The organism is Shewanella halotolerans (genome assembly GCF_019457535.1).
GTDB classification, from domain to species: Bacteria; Pseudomonadota; Gammaproteobacteria; order Enterobacterales; family Shewanellaceae; genus Shewanella; species Shewanella halotolerans.
This window is the reverse complement of record NZ_CP080417.1, coordinates 1,395,753-1,418,007: the sequence shown is the minus strand read 5'-3', so window position 1 is coordinate 1,418,007 and position 22,255 is coordinate 1,395,753. Positions and strand designations below refer to the sequence as shown.

At 53.0% G+C, this 22,255-nt stretch carries 20 protein-coding genes; 8 read left to right on the top strand and 12 right to left on the bottom strand.

What is annotated here, in order from left to right:
• Positions 1-21: 21 nt before the first annotated feature.
• On the top strand, positions 22-702 hold the full coding sequence (locus K0H81_RS06225; RefSeq protein WP_220060265.1) for a response regulator transcription factor: 681 nt from the start codon (positions 22-24) through the stop codon (positions 700-702).
• Positions 703-719: 17 nt separating this feature from the next.
• Positions 720-2,132, top strand: coding sequence for an ATP-binding protein (locus K0H81_RS06220; RefSeq protein WP_220060264.1), 1,413 nt, complete (start codon positions 720-722; stop codon positions 2,130-2,132).
• 44 nt (positions 2,133-2,176) lie between these two features.
• Here the strand turns inward: K0H81_RS06220 and K0H81_RS06215 are convergent, their stop codons facing one another.
• Positions 2,177-3,478: a diguanylate cyclase domain-containing protein gene (locus tag K0H81_RS06215; protein WP_220060263.1), complete on the bottom strand. Its 1,302-nt coding sequence runs from the start codon at positions 3,476-3,478 to the stop codon at positions 2,177-2,179.
• A 299-nt stretch (positions 3,479-3,777) separates the two neighbouring features.
• Between K0H81_RS06215 and K0H81_RS06210 the strand changes: the two genes are divergently transcribed.
• On the top strand, positions 3,778-5,229 hold the full coding sequence (locus K0H81_RS06210; protein WP_258406402.1) for a DUF3300 domain-containing protein: 1,452 nt from the start codon (positions 3,778-3,780) through the stop codon (positions 5,227-5,229).
• 142 nt (positions 5,230-5,371) lie between these two features.
• Here the strand turns inward: K0H81_RS06210 and K0H81_RS06205 are convergent, their stop codons facing one another.
• A complete protein-coding gene (locus tag K0H81_RS06205; RefSeq protein ID WP_144200222.1) occupies positions 5,372-5,884 on the bottom strand; it encodes a YgjV family protein in 513 nt (170 codons plus the stop codon).
• Between the two features lie 194 nt (positions 5,885-6,078).
• Entirely contained in the window at positions 6,079-6,657 is a 579-nt protein-coding gene (locus K0H81_RS06200) for a Crp/Fnr family transcriptional regulator (protein ID WP_220060262.1), read from the bottom strand.
• Between the two features lie 192 nt (positions 6,658-6,849).
• Between K0H81_RS06200 and K0H81_RS06195 the strand changes: the two genes are divergently transcribed.
• Positions 6,850-7,200, top strand: a complete 351-nt coding sequence (locus K0H81_RS06195) for a putative quinol monooxygenase (RefSeq protein WP_220060261.1) — start codon at positions 6,850-6,852, stop codon at positions 7,198-7,200.
• A gap of 83 nt (positions 7,201-7,283) precedes the next feature.
• On the opposite strand, the gene K0H81_RS06190 is transcribed toward K0H81_RS06195, so the two are convergent.
• The 8 genes from K0H81_RS06190 to K0H81_RS06155 all read right to left on the bottom strand — a co-directional run bounded on the left by K0H81_RS06190 (position 7,284) and on the right by K0H81_RS06155 (position 15,781).
• Positions 7,284-8,351: a M43 family zinc metalloprotease gene (locus K0H81_RS06190; RefSeq protein WP_220060260.1), complete on the bottom strand. Its 1,068-nt coding sequence runs from the start codon at positions 8,349-8,351 to the stop codon at positions 7,284-7,286.
• A gap of 559 nt (positions 8,352-8,910) precedes the next feature.
• Complete coding sequence (locus K0H81_RS06185; RefSeq protein WP_220060259.1) at positions 8,911-9,681, bottom strand: hypothetical protein; 771 nt, start codon at positions 9,679-9,681, stop codon at positions 8,911-8,913.
• A gap of 148 nt (positions 9,682-9,829) precedes the next feature.
• Positions 9,830-11,047, bottom strand: a complete 1,218-nt coding sequence (nqrF, locus tag K0H81_RS06180) for an NADH:ubiquinone reductase (Na(+)-transporting) subunit F (RefSeq protein ID WP_011866501.1) — start codon at positions 11,045-11,047, stop codon at positions 9,830-9,832.
• Positions 11,048-11,088: 41 nt separating this feature from the next.
• Positions 11,089-11,697: an NADH:ubiquinone reductase (Na(+)-transporting) subunit E gene (nqrE, locus tag K0H81_RS06175; RefSeq protein WP_011866502.1), complete on the bottom strand. Its 609-nt coding sequence runs from the start codon at positions 11,695-11,697 to the stop codon at positions 11,089-11,091.
• A 4-nt stretch (positions 11,698-11,701) separates the two neighbouring features.
• Entirely contained in the window at positions 11,702-12,325 is a 624-nt protein-coding gene (locus K0H81_RS06170; protein WP_011866503.1) for an NADH:ubiquinone reductase (Na(+)-transporting) subunit D, read from the bottom strand.
• Position 12,326: 1 nt separating this feature from the next.
• Positions 12,327-13,097: a Na(+)-translocating NADH-quinone reductase subunit C gene (locus K0H81_RS06165; RefSeq protein ID WP_220060258.1), complete on the bottom strand. Its 771-nt coding sequence runs from the start codon at positions 13,095-13,097 to the stop codon at positions 12,327-12,329.
• 108 nt (positions 13,098-13,205) lie between these two features.
• A complete protein-coding gene (locus tag K0H81_RS06160; RefSeq protein ID WP_220060257.1) occupies positions 13,206-14,420 on the bottom strand; it encodes an NADH:ubiquinone reductase (Na(+)-transporting) subunit B in 1,215 nt (404 codons plus the stop codon).
• Positions 14,420-15,781: a Na(+)-translocating NADH-quinone reductase subunit A gene (locus K0H81_RS06155; protein WP_220060256.1), complete on the bottom strand. Its 1,362-nt coding sequence runs from the start codon at positions 15,779-15,781 to the stop codon at positions 14,420-14,422. The genes K0H81_RS06160 and K0H81_RS06155 overlap by 1 nt, the downstream gene beginning before the upstream one ends.
• A gap of 471 nt (positions 15,782-16,252) precedes the next feature.
• Between K0H81_RS06155 and K0H81_RS06150 the strand changes: the two genes are divergently transcribed.
• The 4 genes from K0H81_RS06150 (at position 16,253) to K0H81_RS06135 (ending at position 20,939) form a co-directional block, all read left to right on the top strand.
• Positions 16,253-17,542 carry an O-acetylhomoserine aminocarboxypropyltransferase/cysteine synthase family protein gene (locus K0H81_RS06150; protein ID WP_220060255.1) on the top strand — a complete coding sequence of 430 codons (1,290 nt, stop codon included), beginning with the start codon at positions 16,253-16,255 and terminating at the stop codon, positions 17,540-17,542.
• Positions 17,543-17,840: 298 nt separating this feature from the next.
• Positions 17,841-18,626 (top strand): AraC family transcriptional regulator, encoded by a 786-nt coding sequence (locus tag K0H81_RS06145; RefSeq protein WP_258406401.1) that lies wholly within the window; start codon positions 17,841-17,843, stop codon positions 18,624-18,626.
• A 107-nt stretch (positions 18,627-18,733) separates the two neighbouring features.
• A complete protein-coding gene (locus K0H81_RS06140) occupies positions 18,734-19,642 on the top strand; it encodes an alpha/beta hydrolase (protein ID WP_220060253.1) in 909 nt (302 codons plus the stop codon).
• Positions 19,643-19,826: 184 nt separating this feature from the next.
• Entirely contained in the window at positions 19,827-20,939 is a 1,113-nt protein-coding gene (locus K0H81_RS06135) for an HD domain-containing phosphohydrolase (RefSeq protein WP_220060252.1), read from the top strand.
• Between the two features lie 288 nt (positions 20,940-21,227).
• Here K0H81_RS06135 and K0H81_RS06130 read toward each other — a convergent pair whose 3' ends face one another.
• Positions 21,228-21,983 carry a putative porin gene (locus tag K0H81_RS06130; RefSeq protein WP_220060251.1) on the bottom strand — a complete coding sequence of 252 codons (756 nt, stop codon included), beginning with the start codon at positions 21,981-21,983 and terminating at the stop codon, positions 21,228-21,230.
• Positions 21,984-22,255: the final 272 nt, after the last annotated feature.

The following is a 22,255-nucleotide window of genomic DNA, read 5'->3' as shown; positions in this document are numbered from 1 at the left end:
CTGCTAAGAAAGGACACACCAATGCGATTACTACTGGTTGAAGACGATTTAGCCCTTCAGGACAACCTGAGACAACACCTGCTTGATGCCAACTACACCTTAGACATCGCCAGCGATGGCGAAGAGGGTCTGTTTCAGGGACGAGAGTACCCCTACGACGCCGCCATTATCGACGTTGGCCTGCCTAAGTTAGATGGTATCGCGCTGATCGCCAGGTTAAGAGAAGAGGGAATAGACTACCCCATACTGATCCTGACCGCCCGCGACAACTGGCAAGACAAGGTCGAAGGCCTGGATGCCGGCGCCGACGACTACCTGACCAAGCCGTTTCATCCCGAAGAGCTAATCGCCAGGCTCAAGGCGCTGATCCGCCGGGCGGCGGGCAAATCCAGTCCTGTGATTCAAAACGGGCCCTACTCTCTCAACACCAGCAGCCACGAGATCAAGTTTGGCGACCAGGATGTCAGCCTGAGCGGCTCCGAATACAAGCTGTTCGAGTATTTCATGCTGCATATCGGCGAAGTGAAGTCCAAGAGCATTCTCATCGAGCACATATATGATCAGGACTTCGACTTAGATTCCAACGTCATCGAGGTCTTTATCCGCCGCCTGCGTAAGAAACTCGACCCCGACGGCCAATATGGGCTTATCGAGACATTACGTGGCCAGGGCTACCGCCTGAAGCCACTGGATAACAGTTAAGCTTTCGAGGCCATTTGATGAGCAGCCAGCGCGCCCCACAGGGCAAACTCAACTCCCTCAGGGTTCGCCTGATCCTCAGCGCCTTGCTGCTGATATTGCTGCTGCTGCCTACCATTGGCTTCGCCCTCAACAACGCCTTTAAACAACAGGTTATGACCAACGTCAGAGAGCAGCTAAGTGCCTACCTCTATTCTGTACTGGCGGTGGCCGAGATGGACGATGGCAAGCTCTATATGCCAGAGGTGCTGCTGGAAAATCAGTTCAATGTCATAGGCTCAGGCCTCTACGCAGTGATCGACCGCGCAGGCGATCGCCGAACTGAAAGCGCTCTCCAGGGTGATAGCCCAGCCAGCATTGAGCCACTCTGGTCATCCAACTCCTTTCTTGGATTCAATCTGACGACGCCCCTGCCCCATCCTAAGGTGGGACGCAGCGAATTTGGCGAGCTGATGCTAGAGCAGCAGCCTCATCTCATCTACAGCTTTAGCGTACGCTTCGCCCCCGGCGAGGCCCAGCGCCAGAGCGCGCCAATCACCATCCACATCATCAAAGATCTCGACGGCGTGGCGCAGCAGCTCAACGCCTTTAGCCAACATCTTTGGAGCTGGTTGTTCGTGCTGATGCTGGTGCTGCTGGCAATTCAATTTGCCTGGCTGGCCTGGACATTAACCCCCCTGGCGCGCTTTAGAGAGGAGCTGGAGCAGGTACAGCGTGGCGAGGCGGAGCAACTCAGTGGCCATTACCCCAATGAATTGCAGGCGGTGGCAAAACAGCTAAACACGCTGCTGAGCACAGAGCAGCGCCAGCGCAGCCGTTATCGCAATGCCCTCTCTGACCTGGCCCACAGCCTCAAGACGCCGCTGGCGGTGATCCAGAGCCAAAAAGATCTCAGCCCCACCTCTCTGGAGCAGGTCGGGCAGATAAATCGCACCATAGGCCACCAGCTTAAACGAGCCCAGAGCGCCGCCGGTAACGCCTGGCACCTGGGGATTAAGATCAGCTTGGTGTCCGACAAGCTGCTGCGCACCCTGGTCAAGATCCATCCCGGGGTAGCCCTCAGCTATGGCAAGGCCCCAGAGGAAAACCAGATCTTCTACGGCGACCAGAGCGATCTGACCGAGATGCTGGGCAACCTGCTGGATAACGCCTGTAAAGCCGCAAAATCACAGGTTGAACTCAGTATTGAAACGCGCGAAGGCAAACTCATTATTAGCGTCGAAGATGATGGAGAAGGGATTAGCCCGGCGCAGCGACAAACCATCTTAGAACGGGGAAAGCGTGCCGATACCTATGCTAAGGGCCATGGTATAGGTTTGGCTATAGTTCGCGACCTGGTGGACAGCTATCAGGGCGCACTATCCATAGATGAGAGTAAGAGCTTAGGTGGCGCCAAGTTTGAGCTTGTGTTTAACCAGCAATTTGCGAACTAACGCTGGTCTCAGGATTTCCAGGCACAGCTCAAGGTTAATACACCTTAGGCTATTGAATTGTCTTCAAGCATCTTGGGCTCGAAATAGACCAATCGTTGCAGCCCTTCTCGCTTAGAGACGTACATGGCAATATCGGCATATCGAATCAAGGTTTCGCTGTCTTGGCTGTCTTGGGGCATCAAGGCGGCACCGAGACTAAAATGCAGCGGATGCTCTTCCCCCTGATAACTAAAGCTACCACGCATTTTGTCCACAACCCCAGCTAAGGTCTTATGAACTTCTTCGACGCTGCTGAGATCATTGAGCAAGATTAGAAACTCGTCACCTCCATAGCGATAAATACCGTCGCTGCGCCGCAAACTCTGGGTTAATCTTATTCCCAGCGCCTTTAGTAGCTCATCACCACACTGATGACCATGTTCATCGTTTATCTGTTTAAAATTGTCTATATCCAAAAACACTAATGCCAAAATTGTCTCTTTGCACTGCGCCTGCTCTATTGCATCGCTTAAATCTTTAAACAGACAGACCCTATTATTGACCCCCGTGAGCTCATCGAGATGCGCCTGTTTATGCAGCTGTTGGTGCTTTTGAAACACGACTTCACTCATTTTATAAAATGAAGACATCAAATAACCGATCTCGTTGTTGGGCAAGAAATCGGTCAGGTGTTGACGTTCCCCCGCCTCCATTCGCTTTGTGGCTTCGATTAACTTACTCAAGGGGGCAAACAAGCCTTTTCTGATCAGCACAAAGATTGCCAGTGCCAAAAACAGGGCCACTATGATTTCAATGATGAAAATGGTCTTAATATCTCCTCTAACCGAGGTAAAATCGGCAATGCGAAGTTCAAGTAAGCGCTGCTCTTCGCGGTTAAACTCATCGAGATAATGTCGAATATTGTCCATATACTCTTGACCCACATCGCTGCGCACCAGTGCCATAGCTGCCATAGGATCTTTTTCGAAAAGCGCTATTGACTCCTTTAGCTCGGCGATTTTGCGCTCAATCTCTGTGCTTAAGCGCGCCAGCAGTTGTTGCTGTTTCAGATTGTCTCGGGTAAGCAAAGTGATTTGCTTTAGCAAATCATTGATAGTGTGAAGCGAAAGATGATAAGGCTGAAGATAATGCTTTTGGCCGGTGAGCAGGTATCCCCTCTGCCCCGTTTCCGCATTGGCCACCGCTAATAGAAGTTTATCTGAGTAGGACAGCAAGGTATGGGTATGATTAACCCAACGCAGTTTCTGCTCACTCTTTTGCTCTAAAAAGTAAGCCATGAATATATTGGCAAATACAAACAGGAATAACAGCGTCAGCAAACCTAATAGGTTCTTCTGAATACTCACCTAACACCAACTCCATGCCTGTCCATAACGCTCCCCCAGCAGAGAGATATGATTCCACTAAAATAAACTTTGTTTGTCATCTGTCCATATCGTCAAGAGTTCACCGAATGAATTAGGCTAATAATCTGATATGGTTACAACTATAGTTGCTTTTCATTCGCTTCGCCGTGCGCTTTTTCTATCACATTACTGACAGTAAGTAGTACATGAAACAAGCATAAAATAGCTTTCAGCTAATGTTCATCTTGGGCCTTTTATTATCTGAGTAAATCCAATGACAGATAAGCCTAGGAGACGTTATGAAAAGCATCAGACAATGGACTTTGCTCCTACTCATTGCCCTTTCACAGTCACTGCTTACCCCTTCAGTGTCGCGGGCAGAAGACGCTGTTCAAGAGATCCAATTTAGTGATGCCGAGCTGGCACAGATGCTGGCCCCCATCGCCCTGTATCCCGATAGCCTACTCACCCACATTTTAATTGCCTCCACCTATCCGCTAGAGGTGGTGCAGGCCAATCGTTGGCGCAACAAAAACAAGTCGTTAGAAGGCGCTGAGGCGGTTAACCGCGCTGAGAAACAGGACTGGGATCCCAGCGTCACCGCCTTGGTCGCCTTTCCCGACCTGTTGCAACGCCTAAGCGACGACCTAGAGTGGACCCAGAAGCTGGGCGACGCCTTCCTGCAGGACGAGGAGCGAGTGCTGGACAGTATTCAGAGCCTGAGACAGCAGGCCGAACGCGCCAATGCCTTCGACGATATGGAGAATATGAAGGTCACTAAGGTCAATCGTCAGATCGTTATCGAACCTGTGCAGCGAGAGGTGGTCTATGTGCCTTACTATGACACCCGAGTGGTCTACGGCCATTGGCACTGGTACAACTACCCACCAGTATATTGGGCCTATCCGCCCCATTATGCCCGTTACTACCCGGGTCATATTTCGGGACACTTCTACTTCAACAGCGGCATACATATCAGCTTTAACTACTTCTTCAGTGCGTTTAGCTGGCGTCAGCGTCACATAGTGGTGACCCATCACCACCACACGACTCGCTACCGCCCTTACAGCCGAATCGTGACCAGCAGCGGCGCCCAACGTTGGCACCACAAACCGGTGCATAGACACGGTGTTGCCTATCGCTCGCCAAAGGTTAAGGCCCGCTACGACAAGTATCGTCCTAACCGTTATGACGTAAAACACAATAGCAGCGTGAATCGCTATTCCAATTCAAAACAGGCCAAGCCGAGTCAGGCCAAGCACTACAACGCGGCGCAGGTTCAAAAGCGCCGCGAGCAGAACTTCAGCCACAAGCTGAGCGATGCCCGCAGCCAGCATGACCGTCATCAAAACGCGCATAAGACGCCGACCAAGTATTATGAGAAGCGCGACCGACTCAGCCTGAATGACATGGCCAACCGCTCATCGAGCAATAAAGCCGACAACAGGACGAAAGAGTGGAATAGAGAGAAGAGCCCTCAACGAAACGACAGCTATCAGCGGGAGAAGAGCCATCAGCCCCAAAGGTATCAAAGAGAGAGGAGCCCTCAGCGAGAAATGAAGAGCCCTCAGCGAGAAGTGAAAAGCCATCAGCCCCAGAGCTATCAAAGAGAGAGGAGCCATCAGCGAGAGGTAAAAAACCCTCAGCGTGAGATGAAGAGCCATCAGCCAGTGAAGAGCCATCAGACCAATAACGGTCGCGGTGCCTCATCTCACAATCAACAGGGCCGAACTAAGCAACGTGATAACTAAGCGGTAAGTCGCTAAGTAACTAAATAGCTAAGTAGGGAGCAGTTAAGTTAGGAGCTCGCCTAGGAAAGAGCAAGCATTAAGGCGGTGGCAATCACCGCCACCATTTTTCTCAAGCCAGATTTCAATACTCGGATCCCGCACCTTAATCTACCAACCTAGGCCGCCACGGCAAGCCATAGAAACGGTAGTAACCCACCAGATTACTGCCGATAAACAGCAGCTCCATCACCACAGCCGTGGGCGAACCCACCAGATAATTGTTAAGCAGCCAGATGCTGGTGCCCACTATCATCAGCTGTCTCAGGCGTTGATCCCTTGGACAGAAAGCGGCGATGGTCTGAGTACAGCTGCCGACAAAGCTTATCAGGCTCAGGGGGCCGGCATAGGTAAATAGGGCGATCAGGCTATTAATCCCCAGAAACAACCAGAGCAGGCGCCGCGAATGCGAAAATACGGTCACCAGGTAACGAATTGCGGCAACCAACATAAGCCCGGCGGCCGTCCACTGGAGCAGCAGCGCAAAATGAACGCTGATTAATACCCCAGACAGTGCGAGGCAGAGCACTATGTGGCGCTTCTGCTTGAATTGAAAAGAGAGAATGTCTGTAATGATCGCTACAGCGATCAAGCATTGAGACAGAAGAAACAGCGACATACACCACCTAAGATTTCAACATGCTAAAGAAGGCGCTAGTATGATTCAGCCTTGATTCAAGGCGCATTAACTTAAGATAAGCCGGGAAGAATCTTTTCGATGCTTATATGTACTAGCTTATACCAAGGCATGGAAAGTGTCGCACCGATATCTTGTCACCTATATCAACAAATCTGTCTTGTAAACTAGTCCTCTCAGGCTAGCCTGCCCTTGAGCCGCGACAGACTCACGGGCGTGATACCTATATAGCGAGCCAGCTGCACGTTACTCAGGCGCTCGACCCACATGGGTCTGTGGTTGACCAGGTAGAGATAGCGCTCCTCGGGACGTTTGAGCAGCAGAAAGGCCTCCTTCTCCTCCTTGTACAGCAGCTGTTGACTCAGCAAGGCGATCAGCACGGCTTGCCAGCTCGCCTGTTTGAGCAACGCGAGGGGGAAGCGCACCAGGGTCGCGTCAGTCACCGCCTCCAGCTGATAGGGCGCCGCATCCCCCGTCAGCAGACTGTGATAGAGCAGGCAGAGCTCCCCTTCGAAATAAAACTCCTTCGAAAACAGGCCGCCACAATCGCCGTAATACTGAGCGCCCAAGATGCCATCTGCGATGAAATAGCCTTGCTCCTGGCAGGCGCCCTGGTGCAGCAGTATCTCACCTCGGGGCGCGCACATGCATTTGGCCTGACTCAGCGCCTCGCTGCATTCATCATCCGCCAGCCCAAGCAGACCTAGTCGCTCAGCAAAAACGCTAAGGGCATCTTTAGCTTCTCTCTGTGTCACTCTGTTTCCTATACGCTCTGTCAGGGCCCTGATGATAGCACTCTCGGACCGCACTGAATAACCATTGCCCTATTCGCCAGAAACCTACGAGCATATCAGTGAAACGCCTCCTTTAAACCACGCCGCATTTTAGGCTAGACTCAGAGGCCATCCATGATTTTATTTAAGTTTTTAACCAGCGGAGAGCCTCAGATGTCAACACGCGTTTTTGTGATAGCCCAGTTTCGTCCCAAGGCGGGCAAGGAAGCCGAACTCTTTGAAGTACTCAAGGCACTGGAGCCCGACTCACTGCGGGAACAGGGGTGTATTCAGTACATTCTCACCCGTCAGATAGACCACCCGAGTGCCAGTCGCACCGACTACCCTATCGTCTTCAATGAGATCTGGGCCGATGGCGAAAGCTGGGCGGCTCACGGCCGTCGCCAGCAGATCAAACACTTTTTCGACACTCAGGTGAGCTCCCCCACCGGCCTGGTGGATGATGCCATAGTGACCGCCTATACCGACGAGGGCTACGAATACGACGCCCCGGTATTTATCTAGCCATTTGTCTAATCCTCGCCTCAATAGATAAAAAAACGCAGCCTAGGCTGCGTTTTTTTAAGCGTTTTTGAAGGCTTTCGCTATTAGTTAGCTACACCTGTCGCGGCCTGGTTTTGCGCCGACCAGAGGGTCACGCGAGCCTGACTGTCGAGGCCATTAACCATGCGCGCCACCTGATCTTGGGTGAAGTTGGCGTATTGATCTGAGTAGGCCATAAAGTTCTGCCAGTTAATGGTCTGCCCCATGCAGTTGACTATGCCGCCATCACCCGGGTTCATCTGCCAGCTGTTTTGCTGCGGCGTATCGCAGTTCTCATCGCCCGTGGTACCGCAGCGGCGCTCCATGCCACGTTTACAACCGCCTTCGAAGGTGTGGATCAGATCCAGGAAGTGGCCGAATTCGTGGGTCAACACAGAGCGAAAATTCTCATCGGTATTGCTACCAAGGTAGGCGCCGTTGTAGGTCACCCGTGCCAACCCCTCGTCTGACATTGTGGTATCCGGGTACCAGGCCACCCCTGAATTGTTGGTGACGCCATCGGCATAGAGATCGTTCTGAATGTAGACATTCATGTACTTGTAGTTATCCCAGTGATCCCGCTTCACATCTGAACTGGAATAATTACCCGCCCCGGACGATGCCGGATGATAAACGATACCCGAAGTGGGATTCCCCTGGGGATCGATACTGGCTAGACGAAACTCGATGTTGAGCGCCTGCTTCACCCCTTGGAATTCGGCATCTATGTCGGCGAAATCGGCGGTGCGCCCCTGAAAGTCTTCGTTAGTCTTGTTGAGGGCATCTATGATCACCGCATCTGTCACCGTCTTACCGTTGAACTGGGTGCCATACACATGGAACACCACAGGGATCACGTAACTTGGGGTCGCCGACAAGGCCAGCGCCGAAGGGGTATCGCCCGTCGCCACACTGGCGTCATCACCAGGCTTAGCCATGGCGCGCTTACGCTCAAACAGCTTGGCATGGCGCGCCTTAGCCTCATCTAAAGCGGCGGGGAAATTACGATAATGCTGAGCGTTAATCTCCCCTGCCTTACAGTGATCGGCGGCAAACTCGGGCTGCTTGGCGCCAACGCCTGCGCTAGTTGTCAACAGGGCGGCCAGGATAGATAAAGTCAATTTGTTGGTCATGTTATTAGTCACTCTTATTGTTAGCTTTTTAGGGTAAATCGCCCTCTCCCTGGCGTGTTCGCTTCCTTTCGGGCGAATAACAACATTACCTATCTAGATAAAATATTCTGTATACAATATACCCAAATAAAAATAGGAGTAAACCCAAATGTGAATATTTTGTAAATCCGTAATTTCACAGAGACAACTGGGTTGCAGTGACTCAACGGCAACTCAGCTAAAAGCTAAAGAGACAGAAAAGTATGTTGATTGAACGGGGAATATTGCTGGCTAAGCGATAGCTAGCACCAGTAATAATTGCAGTATCAAGCTGATTTTATTCAGGTAAATACATTAAGAAGACATAAGAAAGCACAAGTGCGATCGCCTGATGCACTATCAGAGAAGAGCGTCGCCAAAAATAACCCACTACCAAATAGAAAGCGCAGAAAAAGAGAAAACGCAAAAAAAGAGAAAGCGCTGGTAAAGATAAAGCCTTGGCAGCAACTCGACTCGACCTAATGGGCTAAATATTTGGGCTTGTCTAGCGCCTTACTTCCCTGCTATCGACCAAAAGCCACTAATAACCAGTCTGGGCGCCAGCCCTCGCCCTGAGCAGTTTAAACTTATGAAATCCCAGGTTTCTCAGCCTTTGTAGATCGAAATCTATCATGCCCTGCATCTCTCTCGCCTTAAGATCTTGGGAACACTTAAACTCGCCCCCCAGCCCCTTATTAAACTTAGAGATAGACTTGTAACAGATACGCGCCGGGCAGGTGTAGGCACAGCCCGCATTGGCAAACAGACGAATACGCGCTTTATGAGGTAGCGCGGCCAGGAAAGCCTCGTCATCGTTGAGCACCATAGGAAGCACCAGGGTGTCGTAGAGCCCAAAGGCCTCTTCGATCTGCTCTGGTTTTAGCAGGTTCTTAATCACGCTGGCTTCGATGTCATAGTCGGGAAATTCCTGCTTGATCCAATAAGCGAGGTCGTCATTGGTGCAGATAATAGAGTTGCGCTTGTGATGATACTTAGCCAGCAAGGCGCGATTGGCGTCAAACTCCTCCTTGGTGGCAAAGTGATTGGTAAAGGGAATTCTAAGCCCTATACCATGATCCGCCAGCAGGCCAGTGTCCCGCTCGGACAGCTGGCGCATCAGATAGAAACGCCCGCCATATAGGGTCGATGGCTCGACGAAACCAAATACACTCTCAATCTGCCCAAGGGGCACCGCGGCAAAATGTTGTTTTAAAAACTTAATCACCGACTGATGATCCGCCTTACCCCGCGCGGAGATGGTATAGGTACTCTTGGGTGTATTGTTCTCGCAGCTCTCTGGCTTGTCGCTCATATCATTGCTTAGTTAACCTTTAGATAACAAAACAATATAAAGCTATGCCTGCTAGACCACTATGACATAGATCAAATAGCGACCCGTCCCACCTCGACATAAAAAAACGCAGCCATTGGCTGCGTTTTTGTCTTAGAAAGACTAAGGATTAATCGCCGAAGTCATCCAGTAGTATGTTTTCCTGCTCAACCCCAAGACTTTCAAGCATGTTGATCACCGAGGAGTTCATGATCGGAGGGCCACACATGTAGAACTCACAGTCTTCCGGCGCCTTGTGATTCTTCAGGTAGTTCTCGTAGAGCACGTTATGGATGAAGCCTGTGTAGCCGTCCCAGTTGTCCTCGGGAAGCGGGTCTGACAGGGCCACGTGCCATTCGAAGTTGTCATTTTCCGCCGCCAACGCGTCGAACTCCTCCTGATAGAAGATCTCACGGCGTGAACGGGCACCGTACCAGAAGGTCATCTTACGCTTGGTCTGCTCACCCTTTAGCTGATTGAAGATGTGTGAGCGCATCGGCGCCATGCCGGCACCACCACCGATAAACACCATCTCGGCGTCAGTCTCCTTGACGAAGAACTCACCGAAAGGCCCAGAGATGGTGACCTTATCGCCCGCCTTGAGGTTAAAGATGTAAGAGGACATCTTGCCCGGTGGCAGCCCTTCTGATGGCGGGGTGGCGATACGCACGTTCAGCATGATCACCCCTTTCTCATCCGGGTAGTTGGCCATGGAGTAGGCGCGCAGCACGTCTTCCTCTACGGTGGAGACCAGATCGAACAGGCCATACTTTTCCCAGTCGTCGCGGTATTCGGTAGGAATATCGAAATCGCTGTATTTCACCTCGTGAGCAGGCGCCTCAATTTGAATGTATCCGCCCGCCTTGAACTTCACATCTTCCCCTTCGGGCAGCTTGAGCAGCAACTCCTTGATAAAGGTGGCCTGGTTATCGTTAGAGATCACCTCACACTGCCACTTCTTGACGCCGAAGATCTCCTCTTCCAGCTCAAGTTCCATGTCTGTCTTCACCGCCACCTGACAGGCCAGACGACAGCCCTCTTTGGCCTCTTTCTTGTTGATATGATCGCGCTCGGTCGGCAGGATATCGCCGCCCCCAGACTTAACCTTCACCCGACACTGACCACAGGTTCCGCCGCCGCCACAGGCCGAAGGAATAAAGATATTCTTGCTCGCCAGGGCGCCCAGTAGCTTATCGCCTGCCGCCGTGGTTATGCTCTTGTCATCGTCGTCGTTGATGCGGATGCTCACATCACCGTTGATCACCAACTTGCTCTTGGCGACTAAAATCACCATCACCAGCACACACACCACTATGGTGAACATGCCTATGCCTATTGCCATTTCCATCTAATAACCCTTTTCTTAATGCGCTGACACTAGCACGCCCGTTACAGCGAGATGCCGGAGAAAGACATAAAGCCCAATGCCATCAGGCCCGTGGTAATAAAGGTGATACCCACACCTTGCAGCCCGGCTGGAATGGCGTGAAACTTCATCCGCTCACGCAGGCCCGCCAGCAGCACGATGGCCATCGCCCAGCCAAGGCCGGAGCCGGTGGCAAACACCACTGACTCACCCAAGGTGTAGTCACGGTTCGCCATGAAGATCACCCCGGCGAAGATGGCGCAGTTCACCGTCAGTAGCGGCAGGAAGATCCCCAGGCTGTCGTACAGGCTAGGAATATACTTATCCAGAAACATCTCCAGGATCTGCACCAAAGCCGCGATCACACCGATGAAGGTGATGAGCTTAAGGTAGCTCAGATCCAGCTCGGGATAGCCCGCCCAGGCCAGGGCGCCCGGCGCCAACACCTTAGAGTAGATAAGCTGGTTCAGCGGCACCGCCAGTGTCATCACCACGATAACCGCAATACCCAGACCGAAGGAGGTCGATACCTTCTTCGACACGGCCAGGAAGGTACACATGCCCATGAAGAAGGAGAGCGCCATGTTGTCGATAAAGACGGCCTGAACAAAGAGATTGATATAGTGTTCCATAGCCTTAACCTCGCTTACGCTGGATAACATTGATGGCCCAGATCAGTAAGCCAATCAGGAAGAATGCACTCGGCGGCAACTTGAACATCTCGTTGGCCAGATACCAGCCATCGTTCTCGACCGTCTTTAAGATCTCATGGCCAAACAGGGTACCGGCGCCCAACAGCTCACGCACGAAGGCGACGCTCAGCAAGATAACGCCATAGCCCATGGCATTACCCATGGCATCCACCACAGCCAGATGCGGCGGCATCTTCATGGCGAAGGCTTCGGCGCGGCCCATGATGATACAGTTGGTGATGATCAAGCCCACAAACACCGACAGCTGACGCGACAGCTCATAGGCCACATCCTGCAGCACCATGTCGACGATGATAACCAGGGAGGCGATCACCGTCATCTGAGCGATGATGCGCACGCTGTTAGGAATAAAGTTACGGATGCTGGAGATGATCAGGTTAGAAAACACCAACACGAAGGTCACCGCCAGGGTCATCACCAATGCGGTCTGCATCGAGTTGCTCACCGCCAACGCCGAACAGACCCCAAGCACCTGCATGGCCACGGGGTTATTGGCGAAAATCGGGCCGGTTAGAATGTCCCGGGTCGCCGTCATACTCTTACTCATCTTAAACCTCCGACGCTTTTAGCTTGTGAAGGAAGGTCTGATAACCTTCGACCCCGAACCAGAACTGCATGGCACGCTGTACGCCGCGTCCCGTCATGGTCGCGCCGCTCACGGCATCAACACCATGGAGATCGCCGGCCTTAGCACCGCCCTTGACCACCTTGAAGGAAACCTGTCCCTTGTCGTCAAACAGCTGCTTGCCCTTAAGCTTGTCGGTCCAGGCCTTGTCGTCGAGGAAGTCGCCGATACCCGGTGTCTCACCATGCTCGTAGAAGACCACGTTTTCTATGGTGTTCAGGTCCGGCTTGAGCGCCACATAGCCATAGATGATCGACCAGAGCCCCTTGCCATAGATAGGCAGCACCACGGCGTGCAGCTCGCCCTTGTCGTCAAACACCTTGAACACCCGGGCCTGATTGGCGCGGGTCTTGATTTTGGCGATATCTTTCTTGGGCTTGCTCGAGGTCTGCGGATTGATAGCCGCCATACGGTCATCAAAATCCAGCACGTTCGCCTGGCTATCGATAACCCCAGTGTCCAGCTCCACCAGCAGAGGCTTCACAGACTGCTCGAAGATGGCGCGAAAATCTTTGTCGCCGCTGATATCGATATCGGCAGCCAGCAAGACGTTGCGCTTAAGCTCGTCGCGCTTCTTCACCAACTTACGTTCTTTGAGTACCTCGGCCGTTCCTGTGATCATAAAAGAACAAGAGAGGCAGAGGACAAGTGTGAAGATCATGGTCCCCACAACGGTATCTTTCTTAAATGCCATTAGCGTTGCTTCTCCATAGTGGCGCGCTCTCTGGAACGACGAAACAAAAAGGATGCGAAAATTGACGACCAGAGGTTGGCGGTCTGGATCCTTAACATATGTTCTGACTTATAAGGCATTGCGTTTCAGCCTCCGCTTCATGTTGCTGCGCGCCACCAGGTAATCGAAGAGCGGCGCCCACAGGTTGGCAAACAGAATCGCCAGCATGATCCCTTCAGGCATCTTGAGATTCAGCACGCGGATAAGCACTGTCATGAAGCCGATCAGGGCGCCATAGGCAAACTTGCCCTGGCGGGTATAGGCGGTAGTCACAGGATCAGTGGCCATAAACATCATCCCCAGGGCAAAGCCGCCGGTGACCAGATGCCAGGTCCAAGGCATGGCAAACATCTCGTTCTTGGCCGAACCGATAAGGTTGAACAGCACGGCAGTTGCCACCATACCGGCCATCACACCGGCCACCACACGCCAGTCGGCCAGGCGAGTCAACAGCAGCAACAGGCCGCCGATCAGAATGGCCAGGGTGCTGGTCTCGGCAATAGAGCCGACGGTGAAGCCGAAGAAGGCATCCCACCACAGCGGATCGCTAAAAGCCTGATACCAGGTGTAACCTTCGAAACTCATCTTGCCCGCAGCAGTCTGAATCAAGGTTGTCGCTCCCGAGAAGCCATCGACCGCCACAAACTGGGCGATCTGCGCCACCTCGGTCGGGTAGGCAAAGTAGATAAAGGCGTAACCAGCCAACGCAGGGTTAAGGAAGTTATACCCCATGCCGCCAAACACCTCTTTGGCCATGATCACCCCGAAGGTGATACCAAGGGCCACGATCCACAGCGGTGTCGATACAGGCAGGATCAGGGTAAACAGCAAGGCGGTGACGAAGAAGCCTTCATGCAGCTCCTGGCGACGCACCTTGGCGAACACCATCTCCCAAAACAGGCTCACCAACAGCGCGGTGAGATAGATAGGCAGGTAGAAGCTCAGGCCATAGCCAAACAGGCCAAATAAACCGCTCTGCTCGCCGAGGCCGCCGGTAATGGCATTGAAAGGCAGTAGCTGCCAAACATCGGGCGTGGTCAAGCCAGAAGCCAGCGCCAGCTGCGCCTGCAGACCCAGGTTATAGATACCGAACAGAATCGCCGGCAGTAGACACAGACCCACCAGGGTCATGGTACGTTTTACATCGATCGCATCGCGAACATGCACCTTACCTTTGGTGCTGCGGCCATGGGCATAAAGCAGCGAGCGCAGGAAGCTACGCATCGACGAGCCGTGGGCATAGTAATTCTCTTGCACATCTGGCTTATTGTCTTGCTTACTCATTAACCTTCCCTCTCAATAATATCTAGGCAGATGCGAAGTTCCCGTCCGAAGTCATACTTGCCGGGACAGACAAAAGTACACAGGGCCAGATCTTCTTCATCCAGCTCTAGGGCCCCCAGGGCCTGCGCCTCATCTGTGTCACGCACCACGAGATCACGCACCAAAAGGGTCGGCAGGATATCCAGCGGCATCACCCGATCCAGCTGACCGAAGGCCATCATGGCGCGGTGTGAACCACCGGCGTGAGTGGTGAGGTCGAACAGACGCTTAGTCGCCTTGAAGCGAGAGGTCACGGCGCGGGTGATAGAGAACTTGTCTGCGCCGCCGCGCACCCATGGCAGTAGCTGATGTTTGGCGTCTTCCGCCAGCACAGAGATCTGCTGATGGAAACGGCCCAGATAGTCGTGAACGCCAGCGGCGGTATGACCGGCCAATACAGAGCCAGACACCACACGGTTGCTGCCAGGTTTGATCTCACCCTCTACCAGGGTGCTGAGCTGAGCGCCCAGCTGAGTGCGCAGCAGTCTTGGATTGAGCGCCGTCGGGCCACCCAGGGCCACCACGCGATCTGTGTAGAGCTCACCTGTCAGGAACAGCTTGCCGTAGGCGATCACATCCTGATAGCCAAGGTGCCATACTGGGCGTTCCAGACTGGCAGGTGCGATAAAGTGAATATGGGTGCCCACCAGACCTGCGGGATGCACACCGGCAAAACGATGGCTCTCGACACGCGCAAGGTCGGCGCCAGGCAATGCCTCGCCGGCATCGTGACACAGGTGGATCTTGCCAGAGGTGAGATAAGTCAGTACCTCAAGTCCGGCGGCAAAGGCCTCGCGCTGCTCTGCGATGATCACGCGGGGATCGGCCGCCAGTGGGTTGGTGTCCATGGCGTTGACGAAGATGGCGGCAGGTTCGCTATCGAGCAAGGGCACGCGCGAGAAGGGGCGAGTGCGCAGCGCGGTCCACAGACCACTCTCGACCAGGTTTTGCTGTACGGCTTCACGGCTGAGGCGGCTCAGATCCGAATAGGCCATAAAGGTGACTTGCTCATCGCCCTCGACCTGGATCACCACAGACTGCAACACACGGCGCTCGCCGCGGTTGATCTCGACGACCACACCACTGGCTGGCGCGGTAAAACCTATGCCCGGCGCCTTCTTGTCTTCGAACAGGGTCTGGCCCTTCTTCACCCGATCGCCGACCTCCACCAAGAGGGTGGGTTTCAGGCCAACATACTCTTCACCCAGGAGTGCCACCTTTGCAGGACGAGCGCAGCAATCTATCTCTTGCCTCGGCTCGCCGGCGATAGGCACATCTAGGCCCTTTTTTATCGTCTTAATCTTGTCTGGAAAACCTGCCATCGCAAACATCAACCGTTACTAAATTGGGATGCCTCATGGTAAAAGTTTGTTAACCGGGATTCCGCTATTGAGGTCACATTCCGACACCAGCTTGTAACTTAGCAACAGTTTTTCCGCCAGAATTGTGATCCTGATCGGCAGTGAATCCTGAGAACTGTTAACAATGTAGTTTTATAACAATAAAACAGGTAAAGGGGATACTGCTTATTTAGCCGGGGCTAAAACATTCAATTTGGGACAAAAATTGCTCGACTCGAGTGATGTCATCCGGGCTCATTTTTGCCTTTTTTGATGCTATAGGATCCAGAGGAAAAAGGCGGATAGCCAATCCGCTCTCGAGCCAGTTCGACCATAAAACTCACCTCATCGCACAAATCATCTGCAAATTAAAAAGTTTTAGACATCCAGAAGGCTAAATGCTATGGTCGTTTTTCGAACACAGGTTTTCAGTTAAGCGATAGGATGAATTAGATGAAACTCGAATCTTTAGCCCTGCATCATGGATATGACTCGGAAGCAACCACCAAGGCGGCGGCCGTCCCCATTTATCAGACCACCTCTTATACGTTTGACGACACCCAGCACGGTGCCGACCTGTTTGATCTTAAGGTGCCGGGCAACATCTACACTCGCATCATGAACCCCACCACAGATGTGCTCGAGCAGCGCCTGGCCGCCATCGAAGGCGGTATCGGCGCCCTGGCCCTGGCCTCTGGCATGGCCGCCATCACCTATGCCATTCAGGCACTGACGCAAGTGGGCGACAATATTGTCAGCACCAGTCAGCTCTATGGCGGTACCTATAACCTGTTTGCCCATACCCTGCCACGCCAGGGAGTCGAGGTGCGCATGGCGGCCTTCGACGACTTCGATGGCCTGGAGGCCCATATCGATGATAAGACGAAGGCGCTGTTTTGCGAGTCTATCGGCAACCCGGCGGGCAATATCGTCGACATCGCGCGCCTGGCCGACCTGGCCCATAGACACGGCGTGCCGCTGATCGTCGACAACACGGTGGCCACCCCGGTACTCTGTCGCCCCTTCGAGCATGGCGCCGATATCGTGATTCACTCGCTGACTAAATATATTGGCGGTCACGGCACCACCATCGGCGGGGTGATCATCGACTCGGGTAAGTTCGACTGGGCCGCCCAGCCTGAACGTTTCGCCCTGCTTAACGAGCCCGACCCCTCATACCATGGGGTGGTCTATACCCAGGCGTTTGGTCCGGCGGCCTTCATTGGTCGCTGCCGCGTGGTGCCGCTGCGTAATACCGGCGCCACCCTATCGCCTCAGAGTGCCTTCCTGCTATTACAGGGCCTAGAGACCCTGGCCCTGCGCATGGAGCGTCACTGCGACAACGCCCTCGCCCTGGCTAAATTTCTCGAACAGGACCCCAGGGTCAGCTGGGTCAACTATGGCGCGCTGGACAACAGCCCCTACCGCGATAACTGCGAGAAGATCACCTCGGGCAAAGCCTCGGGCATCATCAGCTTCGGCATCAAGGCCGAAGATAGCGAGGCGGCCAAGGCCGCCGGTGGACGCTTTATCGATGCCCTGCAGATGATCCTGCGCTTGGTCAACATAGGCGACGCCAAGTCCCTGGCCTGCCACCCGGCCACCACCACCCACAGGCAACTTAACGGCGAAGAGTTGGCCAAGGCTGGGGTTTCAGAAGATCTGATCCGCATCTCGGTCGGTATAGAGCATATCGAGGATATTATTGCGGATGTCTCTCAGGCGCTGGATAAGGCGATCTAATTTAAAAGACTCTTGCAAAGCGCTTAGATAACTGACTTAACAAGCCTACTCAAATATCGGCCCCAAGCATCGCCCCACGAGGCGCTGTCATTGGGGCCATTTTTTATCTCCCACCTTGAGCCCCCGTCCCCTGGCAGTTAACACGGCCTAGTTAGTAAGGCCTGTCGCACGAAAATAAAGCAAGACATTGAAAATGTTGGGGTAACAACAAACCTTGGATTAGGCTATGATGCCGAAGCGGTCTAGATGCTAAAAAGGAGAAGGCAGGCATGAAGACAAAGAGGTCAAAAGCTTGATGATGAACAGGCAAGAGATCGAACATATTCCCGTCTTTAGCTCGCCATCTCAGCTGTTTAAGCCGGTTGCTCGGGAGTATCCAGATGGCCAACTACTGGCGCCCCATTGGCACCACGCCGCCCAACTAATTTACGCCGAATCCGGCGTGATGGAACTGAGCTGCGAGGAGAGTTTCTGGATAATCTCGCCTCAGCAAGCGCTGTGGATGCCCGCCGAGCTGCCTCACAGACTCAAGGCTCGAGGCCCAGTCAGCCTGCGTAGCGTCTACTTTCAACCAGATGCCCTACCCGATAGCTTCTCCAAGCAGCCCCAAAGCCTGGTGGTCAGCCCCCTGCTTCGCGAACTGATGAAGAGTGCGATGCCGGTGACCAATAGCAGCCAACCCAGCAGCAGAGAAGTGCACCTGATGCAGCTCCTGATAAGTGAGATCGGCTGGGCACAAGAGATCCCCTTGAAGCTACCCATGCCGAAAGATAACCGGCTGCAGAAGATCTGTTTGGGCTTGCTCGCAGATCCCGGCAACGGCCGTACGCTCAGCCAATGGGGGGAGATAGTCGGCGCATCACCCAGAACCTTATCCCGGCTATTTCAAACCCAGCTGGGGACGAGCTTCGCCATTTGGCGTCAACAGGCCAGAATATTCGCCGCCATCCCCAGGCTAAATCTCGGCGAGCCCATAGTACGGGTAGCGATGGAGATGGGCTATGATTCTGCCGGCGCCTTCGCATCGGCATTCAAAAAAATGATGGGAGTCACCCCGAGCGAGTTTCGCACGCAAGTTGTCTGATTAGCGAAGATACCTGTCCGTTTCAAGGCAGACCCCTTCGTCCTCTCGCCTTACTATTTTCTCGTTTTCCCAGAAATTCCGAGTCAATGAGTGATAGAGAGGTGACTATGAGTCAATTTACCCGCCACAGCGTTAAGGTGCCAGCCAACGACGTCGAGCTAGACGCCTGGCTTTATCTGCCTGCCTGCGAAGAAGCATCCCTGAATAAACCAGCCCCGGCGATTGTGATGAGCCACGGCTTCGCCGCCATTAAAGAGCTGTACATCGACAAGTTCGCCGAGGCATTTGCGAAGGCGGGCTTCGCCGTGCTGCTCTATGATCACAGAAATTTCGGCAAGAGTGGCGGTGAACCCCGAGGCGAGATCATCCCCTATCAACAGATAGAAGATATGAGGGAGATGATCAGCTGGCTGAGCTTTCGTCCCGAGGTTAACGCCGAGCAGATAGGCGTGTGGGGCACAAGTTTTAGCGGTGGACATGCCATCATGTTGGGCGCCTTAGATCGCCGAGTGAAATGTGTCGTCGCCCAGGTGCCGACCATCAGCGGCTATCAAACGTTTCTTCGCCGCGCAGGTTCACGACTCAGCGCAGTACAAGAAGAATTTGAACAGGACAGGACAAGGCGGTCCAAGGGCGAGACGCCCACTTACATAGGAGTGATCCCCCAAGATAAGGAATCCGGCATTTATGCCAGCGATGAAGCCATGGCGTTTTACAGCAAAGCCTGGGCGCTCGCCGACGGATGGGAGAATCGGGTCACACTCAGGTCCAGCGAAAAAGCCTGTGAGTATGAGCCTGGGCTCTGGATTGCGCGCGTGAGTCCCACACCGCTCTTGATGATAGTCGCTGAAAATGACACTGTCACACCGACAGACATAGCCTTGTCAGCCTATAACAATGCACGCGAGCCCAAGCGGCTCTGCCTGCTGCCAGACGGTCACTTCGACCCCTATGTGAAACACTCGACGCGTTCGATAACGGAGGCGATAGCATGGTTTAGCAAATACCTGAAATAAGGTTCTAATCAGGTTTTAGTGGCCGAGGTCGCAAAAACCGTTAACTCAGATTTCTTGATTAAGGTCATGGTTTTACGGCTTTTGCCCCTAAGCCATAGGTATAATGCTATCTCTGCCGATGTGTTGACTATAATGATGGGTAGCGATTTGCGCGCAAGCAGGCCACACGCCAAGGGAGCGGCACATGTACTACACCTCGACGGACCTTAATCAGCACCCCTCTATCATGAGCAAGCTGTCACACCTTCACGCCACCACCCAGGCCAAGCTGCCGCAGATCACCCGTATCGCCGTCGCCCTATTCGACCAGGACAGCGACATAGTGCGCACCTTTATCTATAGCGGCAAGCCCTCCCCTCTCAACCACTATCAGGCCAATCTCAGCCAGTGCCACTCGCTGCAAGAGGTTGCCCGCTCAAGAGAGGCCAGGATAGTGCAAGATCTTAGCATCTACCGAGACAGCCGACACGAGCACGCCATCAAGATCTATGAGGCGGGCTATCGCAGCAGCTATACCCTGCCCCTGCTTTCAGGCAATACCCTGCTGGGCTTTATCTTCTTTAACGGTGACGACGAGCAGGTGTTCGACAAGCGCTGCGTGGAGCATCTGGATCTTATCGGCAATCTGCTGGCGCTGATGGTGATCAACGAGTTAAGCGAGGTGATCACCCTGGCCTCGACCATGAAGACCGCCATAGATGTCACCCATTTTCGCGACCCGGAAACCGCAGGCCACCTGAGCCGCATGGCCCATTATTCACGGCTGATCGCCCAGCGCGTGGCGGATGAGAGAGGCTTAAACGATCACTTCATCGAACATATCTTCATGTTTGCGCCTCTACACGACATTGGCAAGATCACAGTGCCCGACGAGATCTTGTTTAAGCGTGGCCCGCTCACCCCAGATGAGCGCACCGAGATGCAGAAACACTGTGAGTCTGGACGGGATCTTATCGACAAACTCTTGTGTAACTATCGCCTGAGTAATCTGGACCACACCCAGATGCTGCGCAATATTGTGCTCTGTCATCATGAGGCGATGGATGGCTCTGGCTACCCAGCGGGACTGGTTGGCGAAGCTGTGCCGATCGAAGCAAGAATCGTGGCGGTTGCAGACGTGTTTGATGCCCTCACCAGTGAGCGCCCCTATAAGGCCGCCTGGAGCAATAGCGATGCCTTTGCCGAGCTGGCACGCCTGGCGGGCAATAAGCTGGATGCCGACTGTGTCGCCGCCCTCCATGAGGCTCTCCCCGAAGTGCTCAGGATACAAGCCACCTTCGACTCCACCGAGTTTTAATGCTAGCAGCAAGAAGATTGGGCGCAAAAAAAGCAAAATAGGCAGCAAAGCATTGGCCCCAAAGGCCACAGTTCTGAGACCAGAGCCCAGAAAAGGATTAGCACTGCGCCACGCATCAATATGATCAGCAAAAGAAGATAAGAAAAAGGCCTGCCAAGCCAGGGCGCTAGCAGGCCTTTGTTACTCACTATGTCTCTCACCTTGAAAACAAGATTTTAAAGCAGAGACACTTAGTCAGAGACATTAGATAAGAGACGTTGAGTCTCAAACATTTGTCTGACAGAAATCTTAGAAACGACCGACTACGCCAAGACCTATGTTGACACCGTCGAAATCTGAATCCAATACGCGAGCCAATTCGAAGTTAGCCGAGACGTTGTCAGAAATACGTAGCCAGTACGCGGTTCTCACGTCGAATGCATCATCATCGTCGGTGTTGGTGTAACCCAGCCCCACAGACCAAGAATTGTTCACATACCAGTCTGCACCCAGATTGATCATGTCGTCGCTGTCGCTGTGAGTCCAGTTAGCCTGCAGATCCACACCGGCAGTAGATTGTAGCGCGATATAGCTGCGAACCTTCACACCATAGCTCTCTTCGACGCCTTCATCACCATCGGCATAGAAGACAGACACAGCTGATGTGTCATTGAAGTAATAACCCACTTCGGCGCCATAGGTGTCGAAGTCAAAGTTAGCATAGTCGTGCTTCTGATAGTTCACGCCAACAAACCACTTAGAGGCGAATACATAAGTACCATCGATACCGTAAGAGTCCAGGTCGGCATCGTCGAAGTTGCTGTAGTAAGCACCCAGGTTAGAGCTTTGCGCCAGGAAGCCATTTAAAGCATATGGGCTGCTTTTCTGATCCACTGGCGTCACATAGTAGCGGTAGTTCGCGTTCCAGATACCATCGCCAAACTCTTCAGAGTTAGACTTATAGTTCAAACCGGCTTCGTGTTGAAAGGCATTGTCCTGGGCAGCGATGGCGCTCATGCTGCTAAGACCAAGAAGAATGGCAACGGCTGTTACTGATTTTTTCATCAATGTATTCCCTTATATTTATGAAGCTAGGAGAATAAAAGACAAAAAATAGAAAGGTGTTTTACACAATCCATTGTAAATTTATGATATTTATGAGAATAAATATCTGCGCTCTCCTAGCGGCGCTAACAATACGCCATAGTTTAGGAAAAGCGCAATAAAAACTTCATAAAAGCCAAGCAATAAAACATTAATAAAAACAACGCGCAACAAGTAGATAACAAGTGATACCTAAAGATTACACTTCGCCACCCTGCCCCATAGACACCCCG

Coding starts and splice junctions, on each gene's coding strand:
- nqrF (WP_011866501.1), bottom strand. CDS start 11,047: ATGGAAATGGCAATAGGCATAGGCATGTTCACCATAGTGGTGTGTGTG.
- K0H81_RS06150 (WP_220060255.1), top strand. CDS start 16,253: ATGAAACTCGAATCTTTAGCCCTGCATCATGGATATGACTCGGAAGCA.
- nqrE (WP_011866502.1), bottom strand. CDS start 11,697: ATGGAACACTATATCAATCTCTTTGTTCAGGCCGTCTTTATCGACAAC.
- K0H81_RS06145 (WP_258406401.1), top strand. CDS start 17,841: ATGAACAGGCAAGAGATCGAACATATTCCCGTCTTTAGCTCGCCATCT.
- K0H81_RS06130 (WP_220060251.1), bottom strand. CDS start 21,983: ATGAAAAAATCAGTAACAGCCGTTGCCATTCTTCTTGGTCTTAGCAGC.
- K0H81_RS06210 (WP_258406402.1), top strand. CDS start 3,778: ATGAAAAGCATCAGACAATGGACTTTGCTCCTACTCATTGCCCTTTCA.
- K0H81_RS06165 (WP_220060258.1), bottom strand. CDS start 13,097: ATGGCATTTAAGAAAGATACCGTTGTGGGGACCATGATCTTCACACTT.
- K0H81_RS06195 (WP_220060261.1), top strand. CDS start 6,850: ATGTCAACACGCGTTTTTGTGATAGCCCAGTTTCGTCCCAAGGCGGGC.
- K0H81_RS06140 (WP_220060253.1), top strand. CDS start 18,734: ATGAGTCAATTTACCCGCCACAGCGTTAAGGTGCCAGCCAACGACGTC.
- K0H81_RS06135 (WP_220060252.1), top strand. CDS start 19,827: ATGTACTACACCTCGACGGACCTTAATCAGCACCCCTCTATCATGAGC.
- K0H81_RS06160 (WP_220060257.1), bottom strand. CDS start 14,420: ATGAGTAAGCAAGACAATAAGCCAGATGTGCAAGAGAATTACTATGCC.
- K0H81_RS06220 (WP_220060264.1), top strand. CDS start 720: ATGAGCAGCCAGCGCGCCCCACAGGGCAAACTCAACTCCCTCAGGGTT.
- K0H81_RS06155 (WP_220060256.1), bottom strand. CDS start 15,781: ATGGCAGGTTTTCCAGACAAGATTAAGACGATAAAAAAGGGCCTAGAT.
- K0H81_RS06190 (WP_220060260.1), bottom strand. CDS start 8,351: ATGACCAACAAATTGACTTTATCTATCCTGGCCGCCCTGTTGACAACT.
- K0H81_RS06185 (WP_220060259.1), bottom strand. CDS start 9,681: ATGAGCGACAAGCCAGAGAGCTGCGAGAACAATACACCCAAGAGTACC.
- K0H81_RS06170 (WP_011866503.1), bottom strand. CDS start 12,325: ATGAGTAAGAGTATGACGGCGACCCGGGACATTCTAACCGGCCCGATT.
- K0H81_RS06205 (WP_144200222.1), bottom strand. CDS start 5,884: ATGTCGCTGTTTCTTCTGTCTCAATGCTTGATCGCTGTAGCGATCATT.
- K0H81_RS06225 (WP_220060265.1), top strand. CDS start 22: ATGCGATTACTACTGGTTGAAGACGATTTAGCCCTTCAGGACAACCTG.